Below are 11,140 nucleotides of genomic sequence, written 5' to 3'. Positions count from 1 at the left end.
CTTAGGCTTCGACCAGCAGGCGGCTGCGCATTTCCAGGTGCAGCGCGTGGCAGAAGTGGGTGCAGTAGATCCAGTAGGCACCGGCACGGTCGGCCTTGAAGGTGACCGACTTGGTTTCCTGCGGGTTGACGATAAAGTTGATGTTATGCGTAGGAATGGCGCAACCGTGCGTCAAATCTTCCACCTTGTCGTAGTTGGTCAGCGTCAGCGTGACCTCGTCGCCCACCTTGACTTTAATCACCGGCATGCTGAACGACGGCGCCTGCGACATCAAGCGCACCTGCACCTTGTTGCCCTTGCGTTCGATGCCCGCGGTTTCCGGCGTGACCGCGTTCGGGAAGTCGGCCATGTTGTGAATCTGGCGCGTCTTGACCACGTCGCGGCGCACGATGATGCCGTCGTGCGGTTCCGGATAGGCGGTATGGTCGGCCATCAGGCTCATCTTGGCGCCGCTGATGTCGATCAGCTGCTCGGTTTCGCAGTGCAGCGGGCCGACCGGCAGGAAACGGTCTTTCGAGAACTTGTTACCCGAGTTGAAATACTTGCCGTCCGCTTCCTTGGTCTCGCCCATCGATGCGTAGCCGTGGCCCGGCTGGTAATGCACGTCGATGCGGTCGAGCACGACCTTGGCCGCCTTGTCGCCCTTGAACTGGGCAATCGACGCGTCCACGTTCCATTTCACGACCTGGCTGTCGAGGAACAGCGAGGTGAAGGCATTGCCCTTGCCGTCGAACGCGGTGTGCAAAGGACCCAGGCCCAGTTCCGGCTCGGCCACCACGCAATCGCGCGGCTGCTTGACTTCGCCGCCGAACCAGCCGAGGACCTTGTTCAGTTCGATCACGGTCGCGGTCGGCGACAGCTTGCCGGCGCAAACGAAATATTTGCCGTCCGGGCTGGCGTTGACGCCGTGCGGGTTCTTACCGACCGGCACGTAGCAGGTCAGCGCGGTGGCGGGATCGGCGTTGGCGGCCTTGCGACCGTCCACCACCGGCACCTTGGAGCCGCCGATGGTGGTCGACTTGCCATCCTTGACGGCTTGCTCGATGCGGGCCACGTTGAAGAACACGCAGGCATCGCGCTCGGCCGACATCATGCCGGCCAGGTCGGCGCCGCCCTCGGTGTTGTACTGGGTGGCGGCGGCCAGCTTGCCGTCGTAGGACGACGCGACCAGCTCCATGTTGCCGTCGATGCGGCACTGCCAGCGCACTTCCATGCTGGCCGCGTCGACGCAGGTAAACAGGCAGCCCCACTTGGTCGGATCGTCCAGGTCGCGCCCGTCGTTGGGCAGCGGCATGTGGAATTCGGTGCCGCAGAACACGCGCGTGGTGTAGTTGATGGCGGCGTCGACCGGGTCGCGCTTGTCCGGGAAAATGCCGTGGAAGCCCATCACGTTCGGCAGGCTGGTAATCTTGTCGCACTCCATCGTATCCATGCGGATGCGCGCCAGGCGCGCATTGATCTTGTCGTTGACGAACAGCCAGCGGCTGTCGTACGTGCCGTCCTTGTAGCTGCCGTGCACGTGGTGGGTGTCGCCCGTGGTGTACTGCAGGCTGCCATCGGGCTTGGTGCCCATGATCGCCTTCGATTCGTTGGTGATGCCCCAGCCGACCATGCAATCGGTATTGAACACGGGGATGCGCTTGAGGGTACGGCCCGACGGCAGGCCGAGCACGCGCACTTCGCCGCCGTGGCCGGCGCTGATGAAAGCGTAATAGGCATCCAGCTGGCCTGGTTTGATGTGTTCGCCGGTGTCGGCGGCTTTGGCTGGCGCGGCCGCCTTGCCTGGCGCGGCCTCTTCCTTGCATCCTGTCAGACCGATGGTGGCGCCTGCGGTGGCCAGGCCGGCCAGGGCGCTCTTGCCGAGAAAATCGCGGCGGCTGCCGGCAATGGCGGGACTGGACGTTACTGGGCTGTTCTTCTTCATGATTTCACTCTCCGGTTCTGGGCAAGGGGGAACACTCCCCCTGGTTCAATCGCTCGTTCGCGTCGACCTTGGGGAAACGTATGCCGACTGGATAAGTGTAAGGACCGGACCCGGCATTGCCTATGCGCATGACGGTGGTGCCCGGCGGATAGAAGGCGTAGGCGGATTACGCCTTTGTGACTATGGCCTGCGGGGCATGAAAGGCGTATTGCGCAGGCAGACGTAGGGCGACACGTATGCCAGCTGAATAAGCCTCAGCTTCGTGCCTGTCCAGTACCTAAAGGCATTACACTGTCGATATGCAATCCAACCAACAATTCGCTGCCACCATTGCTCCACCAACGGGGAGAACTGAGCACTGCGAACATGCTGGTCTTACTCGACGTAAGGGAGCGTGACATCATTTCTCTACGCTGCCATCCTGCTCGATTTCATCGACAGAACGCGGCGGGATCGTGTCCGCTTATCCCCTCCTTGCCAGGAAGAGCAGGATCGCCGCAAACACGATTGACACATTCAGTTCGCGGAATTAGCCGAAACGTTCGAACTGGACGCTGATCGGTCGCAATGGGACGAAAGCGGCCTGATCGCTAGGAGCAGTTCACCGTCGAGTACAATCGACAACCACCGGCCAACAGCGGTCATTCGCTAGGCTTTCGACTGTAAAGCTACTTATCCATCAACACCTCTTCCTCGATCGATATGAATTTACCTGCAACTGCAAAAGCTTCGGAACTTTACGCTGAAGCTAAAGGGGCCTCCTGCCCGGTTTGTGGAAGCGGTGGGCTTGATCGAGCACCGCCTTCATCCTCAGAAAATGGTTCGATTATTGTTTGGGTTGGCTGCGATACTTGCCGACATGTGTGGTTGGAAAATTATCGATTGACGGGCTTCAGTGACCTTCAGCTAACAAACCGTCCAGCAGACATATCTACACTTTATCCATTGGGAAGCGCAGAGTAGAGCGCGCGCATAGAGGTCCGCTTCGCGGCGGTACCAGCCGGTCATGTGCAGTCTGCTACTTTTTCAGTTCGGCAACCTGTTATGCTGACGCGAACGGCAGAGATCGGCCAGCAGCCGCCGTTCGCTGTGCGAGCGAAAGACATTAAAGTAAGAAGCTGATGAAAACACCCCAATAAAAGAGTGGATTGAGCTCCAAGAAAGGCCGTCTGGATACCAACGGCGAAAACAGCAAAGCTTCTCGTGAAGGCATACCGCTATGTTTGTATTCTTAGACTCGAATATCTTCTATAACAACTGGTACCTTCGTGCGCCAATGTTCAACCTTTTGGCAAACTTCGTTAACAATCAACGAGGTACCCTATTGCTGTCAGAAGTGGTTCGCCTTGAGGTTGAGGCGAAGTTCAAGGCGGAAAGCGCGACCGTTGCGCGTGAGCTCGCCGCCTTATCGCGCAGGGCGCAAGACTTCCTGCACTCGACCGAGGGCAAGCAGACCAAGTTGCCCGAGTTCCCAAGTGAATATGATTTGGCTGAGTACCTGCGACAACGCTTTGACAGCGTCGTCCCAGTCCCTTTCGATCGAGTGCAACATGGCGAGCTGGTGGACAGGGCGATTAAAATCGTTCGTCCGTTCCGAGAAGGGGAGAAAGGATACCGCGATTCGTTGATCTGGTTGTCTCTGCGCGACTACCTCAAACGCTACGACGGTAATCCAACGAAGGTCTTCTTCATCAACGCAAATGTAAATGATTTCTTTGAGAAGACGTCAGATGGAATCAGGTTACATCCTCACTTAAGCCCTGACTTAGTAGAGCTTAAGGGAAGAGTTGAGCTGGTGCCGTATCCAACACTCAAGGAGTTCGTCGACAAGGAAATTGATCGTGTTGTTCATGATGTACGGCACGATGAATTTGAAGATGCCTACGGTGCTGAGATGGAATATCTGGGTGCAACCAAGGGCATCGAATATTTACAAGATATGTCGCTTCCCGAGGTGCAGGAGTTCCTGGAGGATGGCGGAGTTCCTGCGCGACTGACGCGCTTAATTCAAAAGTTCGAAGTAGAGGATTTTGAAGGTTTGGAGGACCCGTTGGTCCTGTCGCGCCAAGGCTTGAAGGACGGATCGCTCTATATTCAGTATGAGTTTAATTTCTTGACCGCGATTTACCGTGTTGTCGTTCCGACCAAAGACTACATCGAAAACGAAGATGACTTTGATTACTACTTTTTAAACGCTGATATCGTGGACCGCACAACTCGTCTGGATATTCCGAAATGCTGCGATTTCGTGGCCAGCTTTGTGTTCTCGCCAGAGCAGAAAAAGTTCACTGCGTCTTCGATTGATTATGCTGCGCTTCGTCGTGATATCAAGATTCCACGTAGACCATCTACATTTCTTCAAACGATTACACCTTCAGGTAACAGCTAATGGCTGATGAACCCTTCAGGAATCCTGACCTTCACTCGGTATCGCGCGCTCCTCTGTGGTGCGTGGTTAGACTGTTGCCGGTCCATTGCCCGCCGAATCGCCTGCCGCCTCCGGCCAATCGCGGACTTCTCGCAAGTCATTTAAATTATATGTAGACCATGATAAAAAACATAGCACTCATCTTAGGCGTTACTGATTACGTAGACACTACTGTTCATTTGCCTGCATGCAAAAAAGATGTCGAACTTTTAGAAAAAGTGTTGCGACTCGGCGGGCACTTCAACGAAATTATCGTTATACCATCCGGTGACGCACAGGGTCTGAAGGCTAAGCTCGCAGAGACCGTTCAGAGATTTCAGAATGAAGATGTGCAAGACCTTTTTTTCTATTTCACGGGACACGGGGAATTCAAAGACGATGGATTCAATTACTTATTACGTGACTACTCTAAATCTCGCAGTGCAGCGACAAGCTTGTCAAACTCCGAACTCGACGGAATGCTTAAAAGCCTACTTCCAAAGCTCACAGTCAAGGTGGTCGATGCCTGCTATTCCGGAATGGCTTACATTAAGGACGGGTCATCATTCGATGATTACATAAAGAGCAGCAATACGTTTTCCAATTGCTACTTCCTCTTCAGTTCCCAAAGCGACCAAAAATCATACGCTGACGAAAATATTAGCGACTTCACATATGAGTTTGCAAAATCGATTGCCTCATCCACTTCGGACTCAGTTAGATATAAAGACATTATTGACTCTATTTCTGATGCATTTGCAATAGACTCAAAGCAGCGCCCGCTTTTTGTTAGTCAAGCAGATTATACCGAGACATTTGGAAACTACCCCTCGACGGCCCGTGAACAAATCAGTGCGCTCATTACAATCGCCGATCAAAAAAATGAAAGCGCTAACCACCATGCTATTGTTCGTGTCGCTGACACGGTAGAAGACGAGCCGCTCTCGCTGCTTGCATTGGTCGAGGCCGATTCTCATCGCTATTTTACCCTTGAAGAAGCAAGGTCACTAGTGGTGGCACTTAAATCAGCCTTAGAAATGCCCCCTTCGGAGCTAGATGGTATTTATGAAATAATTCCCACTTGGTTCGATGATTATGATTCCTTACCTAATCCGAGGGCTTTGGGTGAATGGGTAAAATCAAATAAAGAGCAAGAATATTTTGCCGCGCCCACTATAGGAGCAGAAACCTATGAAGCCGATGTTGGAATGAGTGCTATTTTTCGATTATCTGGCCTGGAGCCAAAAACCGTTACTAAAACACGACAGGTGATAACTGGACTTGAAAGCTCTGTCGAAGGATTGCCATTCTTAGCTTATCGATTAGCTCTTAAGCCGAAACATCCCAATCTTATTCAGTACGCTGCGTGGTTCACCTTTATAATTTCAAAAACACAGATACAGATTTTCCTTTCTTTCGTTGAGTACAGCGAAGTCTCGTGGGACAAGTATAGGCCAGGACTGACAACGCAATGGGAGCGACACGGTTTTGTTTTAAAATCGGCACAACCCACGAAAGAGATAGTGAAAACTTTTTATACACAATTCATAGAGTGGACTACTGAGCGAGTAAAAGCTCGCTTAGAAAAGAACAAAGCACCTGGTCAAAGCTGAAGGCGGCCGGTCCTTTAGTACATTTCATTTGGCACCCTTAATAATGAATAAAATAGAGATGGCGCGAGATGGCAGGCAACTTGCGGACCAGTTAGAAAAACTTGCCCCAACTTGCCATCCGAAGTCGGACGAGCATGCCGGGCTACTTCGGGAAGCCGGTATTTTGCGGGCAAAAGCCAAGGATGCCGAGTACCATTGCGGAGTAATTCCAAATCTTAAAACGTCTGTTTTAATGCAATATTGTGGCCCGCTATTCCTTTCGCACCTCCCTGGGATTGTTAAGCAAGTCAGGGCTTTTCATGCGGCTTACGACGAGCGACCACCGATTAAATCCGCAGGCGATAGCCGCCTGTCGTTTCGCACGACCTAGTCGCTTTACGTCGGTCGCAACAGACAAGAACACGCTTAATTAACGATATAAACCATTTTCATCGTTAATCATCAGCGCAAAGATATTCGTAAAACACTCAACCGGACTGCACGTTGCGTGCGGGAAGCCGCGTCAGCGGGTGGACATCGCCCCGCCAGTGAAAGGCAATACGCCTACACCAGGCGTGCGCGGCGCCGGGCCAATCAGGCGTGGTTTGCCTGACTGTCGGTGCACGCGCATGTAGCCGCTCAGCGTTGGCCGGCGCACTGGGGGAGCGTGGCTTACATCGTGATCGTCAGCGCCCGCCCCTCGTAACTGACTTCCTTGTCGGCTTTGTCGAAGTCGTCCGAACTCGACATGCCGGCTTTAATGAAGCGCACCTTGAACTGGCGCTTGGCGACCATGCCCTTGTACTGGCCGGTACGCTCGCCGATGGTCACGGTTTTGGTTTTATCGTCGTAACTGAGCGGAATGCGGGTAAATTCCCCGCGGGTGTAGGCATTGGTGACGCCATCATCCTCATACAGGCTGAATTTGCCGTCGGCACCGGTGTAGATGTTGAGCGTGACCGGCGCGTCCGGTTTTTCATCGACATACTGCGTCACCGGTCCCATCGGCAGGATCGCGCCAGCCTTGACCAGCAGCGGCATGCGCGCGACCGGAGCCTGCATCGTCACCGTCTTGCCCCCCTGGTGCAGCGCGCCGGTGTAGAAGTCGTACCATGCGGCCCCTTTCGGCATGTACACCGTGCGCTCGCGCGCGCCGTACACGTGCACCGGCGCCACCATCAGGTCGCGTCCGAACAGGTACTGGTCCTTGATATCCTTGACCTGGTCATCCTTCGGAAAATCCATCACCAGCCCGCGCATCACGGTGCCGGAGTGGTAATAGATATCCGAGGCTGACGCATAAATGTACGGCATCAGGCGATAGCGCAGTTTCAGGTACCACACCATCGAGTCCTGCATCTCCGACTTGTCCGGCGCGATGTTGTAGATCTCGCGCTTGACCACTTCCCCGTGGGAGCGGAACAGCGGCGTAAAGGCGCCGAACTGGAACCAGCGCAGATTCAGTTCCTGCCACTCCTTCAGGTCTTCCGGCTTGACCGCGGCTGCGCTGGTGCTGCGGTTTTCCTGGGCCGAGCCCACGTCGCCGCCCTGGAAGCGCACTTCCTGCGCGTAGCCGCCGATATCATGGGTCCAGTTGGGAATGCCCGACATTGAAAAGTTGACGCCGGCCGAAATCTGGTCGTACAGGTTGTTCCAGCGCCCCACCGTATCGCCACTCCACACTGCCACCGCATTGCGCTGGATGCCGGCAAAGCCGGAGCGCGACAGGATCAGCTGGCGCGTATCGGGCTGGTCGCGTTTGAGGCCCTCGATCAGCGCCTGCGTGTGCGGCATGCTGTATGTGTTGTAGGTGATTTCGCCGGCGCCGTACACGGTCGGCCCGATCAGCTTCTTGAAGTCTTCGGGACGGGTATTCGACAGCACATCCGGCTCGCTGTTATCCATCCACCACGAATCGAACCCGAGGCCACCGAGCTTGGTTTTGACCTGGCGATAATAGATATCGCGCGCTTCCTGCGTGTACGGATCGTAGTGGGCGTTTTTATAGCCCGGCCCGACCCAGTCAAGGTCGCCGTTTTCGACGTTCCTGGTCCACATGTGGCCCTTGGACGCAAATTCCTTGTAGTTGTCGGTATCGGCATAGAACTTGCCCCAGATCGACAGCATCACACGCACGTTGTTCTTGTGGATTTCATCGACCATGCCTTTCGGGTCGGGGAAACGGGACTTGTCGAAATCGTGCGAGCCCCAGCCGTTTTCGGGCCAGTAGAACCAGTCCTGCACAATGTTATCGAGTGGCCAGCCGCGCTTGCGGTATTCGCGCACTGCGCCGAGGATCTGGTCCTGCGTTTCGTAGCGCTGGCGCGACTGCCAGAAGCCGTAGGCCCACTTCGGCATCATCGGCGCCTGTCCGGTCAGGTGACGGTAGCCGGCGATCACGCTGTCCATATTGTCGGCGTTGATGACGTAGTAATTGATGGCCTGGGCGATCTCGGACGAAAACGTCAGCGAGTGGCGCTCCGCCGGCGGCAGCGGATCGTTGTGGGTGATGCCGATCATGCCGCCGGTCGGCTTCCATTCCAGGTGCAGCTTGACCGGCTTGTTGGCGGCGAACTTCACCTCGAAATTGTGGTACCACGGGTTCCAGCCCTGGCGCCAGACGTCGAGCACCTGCTTGCCATCGAGCGTCAAGGTCGCGTAGTCGGATGAATACAGCTGCATCTTGTGCACCCCGGCCTTGGCCGAACTGAGGGTGGCGTCCCACACTACCTTGACGTCCTTCAGGTCTTTCAGCGGGCCGAGTTCCTTCGGCCAGTTTTCGGCCACGTCCTTGAGGTACTTGTAATCGATGTCGGTTTCGTGGCGGGTCAGTACCAGCTTATCGCCCACGTAGTAGCGCGCGGTCAGGCCGCCGGCCTTGCCGCTGGCGTCGACCAGTTTCAGGTCGCGCTTCATCGGGCCGTAGGGTTTGGGGTTGCCGAAGCGCGAGATCGAATTGTTATCCCACAGGACCCCGTAGTTTTTGTCGGAGATAACGAACGGCACCGCCACATCCATATTGTGCTGCGCCAGCAGAACGTCTTCGCCGTTCATGTTCATCTGGGCGTTCTGGTGCTGGCCCAGGCCGTAGTACGCATCTTTCAAGCCGGGATTGAAGCCCTGCTTGATCGCCAAAAACGGCTTGCCGTCGACCTTCACCGGCGTGAGACTCTCGGACGACTGGGTGAGGAATACTTCGCCCCTGGCGTTATAGAACTTCACCAGGCCGGTTTTCAGCGATACCCTGGCCGAGATCTTGCCGGCGTTAAGCGTCACCACGTCCTTGTCGGCATCGCTGACCGTGAACTGACAGGCGCACGGTTTGGCGACCGTCATCATCGAGGGCGTCAGCTCCTTGCCCGGCTGGTCGGATTTGACGACGTGGATGATGTTCGCGCTCATTACCTCAAGGCGCACTTCCTTCGCCGCACCCTGGTCGGGCTTGACGACCACGCCGCTGCCGGTTTTCTCGAAGGTGCCCGCGAGGGCGTGGCCCGATGCCATCAACGCCAGGCAGGAAGCGGTTCCCACCAGTGATTTAAGACGCATGCTGTGATCTCCCATAGTTTTTAGTAGGTGCCGATTCTGATTTTCAGGACGATTGGCTTGGCCGGCAGGTTGATGCCGTAATCGACCTGATCGCCATTCCAGTTGCGCTCCATGACCCATTTGCCGGACAGGTCAAAACTGCCCTCCTCCACCCGCGCCAGCATGGTCGGCTTGCCCTCGTTGCTGCCGGCGCCGCCCAGGCGCAGGCGTACCTGCTGGCCGACGACGATGAATTCGTTGTCGCCGATCTGGGCGATCGACACGCCGCCGCTCGGCTTCTCGGTATTCGCCGGTTCATCCTTGATTTCGGGATTCCATTCCTTTTCACCGAACCGCCACTGGCGGAACGACACCGTGGCTTTCCAGTTTTTCATGGCGATCGTTTGTTCGGTGCGCTCGTCGCTTTCGGCCACGCCGTAGGTGCGGCCCTCGAACGCCCATTTGGCCCACTGCCGCTCCATCGGCCGGAACACGGCAAAGATCGACCCGAACGGTTCGACCATCGTCTTGTCGGTCAGCTTGGAGCCGAGCGGGAAATTGCTGTAGTCGGCATAATCGATACCGAACGGCGCAAACCCCAGCGCGCCGCGCCCGAGCACCTGGTAGGTGTAGCGCGCGTAGGTGGCCGCGTTACCGAGTTCGGGCACCATCAGCGGGTTATCGGGACGCTGGAAGCGGTCGAGCGTTGCCGTGAATTTGGCCGACTGCGGCATGTAGATATCCGGCGCGGCAAAATCGATCGCCGGTGCGGCCGCCTTGTAGATGTCGATGACATCGTAGGTCGGCCCGCCGCTGGCGAAATTGCCCTTCCATGGCGCCATCGGCTCCAGCGGATCGCGCAGGGCGTTATTGACGTACATCGGCAGGTTGTACACCGCGCGCCCGGCCCTGGCGATATCGCCGATGTAGCTGGCGATGGCATAGGTATGGAAATACTGCTCGGCGTAGTCGCCATACACCTCGGACCACGTGCCCTTGGCCGCCAGCTTCACCGGCGACTTCTGGCGCTCCAGCACCGCCTGCGGCACCGCCTGCGCAAATGCCGCCTGCGCCTTCGCTCCATAATCGCGCACCAGGCCATACGTGCCGACCTCGTTCTGCACCTGCATCATGATGACCGTGCGATGCGCTTCATCGATCTTTTTGATGTGCGTCATCAGCGCGACAAAGGCCTTTTTATCGGCCTTGAGCGTCTCTTCGCCGAACGGCGACATGCAGTAATTGACCTTGCCGTCCTTGTCGACCATGCGCGGAAAGCGCCGGTTGTTGAACTTGACCCACTCCGGGCTGTATTGCGGATTGGTGTTCTTCCAGGTGGCGAACCACAGCAGCACCAGGCGCACCTTGTTCTTGCGCGCCTCGGCCACCAGCGTATCGACATAGCTGAAATCGAATTTTCCTTCGACCGGCTCGATCTGTTCCCACGCCACGGGAATTTCAAGCGTATTGGCGTGCATGTCCCTGATCGCCGGCCACACCTTTTTCAGCGCGGCCGGATAATTGCTCGAATTATGGGCCTGGGCGCCCAGCATCACGAACGGCGCGCCATCGACCATGAGCGCGTGGCGGCCATCCTTTTGCACCAGCTGCGGCAGCGGTGGGGCGGCCGCCGCGCTGGTGGCCGCCACGGCAAGCGCCGCGACGAGCAAGCGGTTCACGGGGCGCGCC

Annotated in this window: 6 protein-coding genes; 3 read left to right on the top strand and 3 right to left on the bottom strand. The window is 56.5% G+C overall.

Annotation, left to right across the window (positions count from 1 at the left end; genetic code table 11):
- Position 1: 1 nt before the first annotated feature.
- On the bottom strand, positions 2-1,924 hold the full coding sequence (gene nosZ / locus RBA41_RS24060; RefSeq protein ID WP_306626766.1) for a TAT-dependent nitrous-oxide reductase: 1,923 nt from the start codon (positions 1,922-1,924) through the stop codon (positions 2-4).
- 1,219 nt (positions 1,925-3,143) lie between these two features.
- Between nosZ and RBA41_RS24055 the strand changes: the two genes are divergently transcribed.
- From RBA41_RS24055 to RBA41_RS24045, 3 genes are all read left to right on the top strand, one after another.
- A complete protein-coding gene (locus tag RBA41_RS24055; RefSeq protein WP_306626765.1) occupies positions 3,144-4,313 on the top strand; it encodes a PIN domain-containing protein in 1,170 nt (389 codons plus the stop codon).
- A 158-nt stretch (positions 4,314-4,471) separates the two neighbouring features.
- Positions 4,472-5,944, top strand: coding sequence for a caspase family protein (locus RBA41_RS24050; RefSeq protein ID WP_306626764.1), 1,473 nt, complete (start codon positions 4,472-4,474; stop codon positions 5,942-5,944).
- A 43-nt stretch (positions 5,945-5,987) separates the two neighbouring features.
- Positions 5,988-6,314: a hypothetical protein gene (locus tag RBA41_RS24045; protein WP_306626763.1), complete on the top strand. Its 327-nt coding sequence runs from the start codon at positions 5,988-5,990 to the stop codon at positions 6,312-6,314.
- A 281-nt stretch (positions 6,315-6,595) separates the two neighbouring features.
- On the opposite strand, the gene RBA41_RS24040 is transcribed toward RBA41_RS24045, so the two are convergent.
- Together RBA41_RS24040 and RBA41_RS24035 are read right to left on the bottom strand one after the other, a co-directional pair.
- Positions 6,596-9,472: a glycoside hydrolase family 31 protein gene (locus RBA41_RS24040; protein ID WP_306626762.1), complete on the bottom strand. Its 2,877-nt coding sequence runs from the start codon at positions 9,470-9,472 to the stop codon at positions 6,596-6,598.
- Between the two features lie 20 nt (positions 9,473-9,492).
- A complete protein-coding gene (locus RBA41_RS24035) occupies positions 9,493-11,130 on the bottom strand; it encodes a GH35 family beta-galactosidase (protein WP_306626761.1) in 1,638 nt (545 codons plus the stop codon).
- Positions 11,131-11,140 lie beyond the last annotated feature (10 nt).

The organism is Massilia scottii (assembly GCF_030846495.1).
Classification (GTDB): Bacteria; Pseudomonadota; Gammaproteobacteria; order Burkholderiales; family Burkholderiaceae_D; genus Telluria_A; species Telluria_A violaceinigra.
This window is presented reverse-complemented; position numbering and strand designations above follow the sequence as displayed.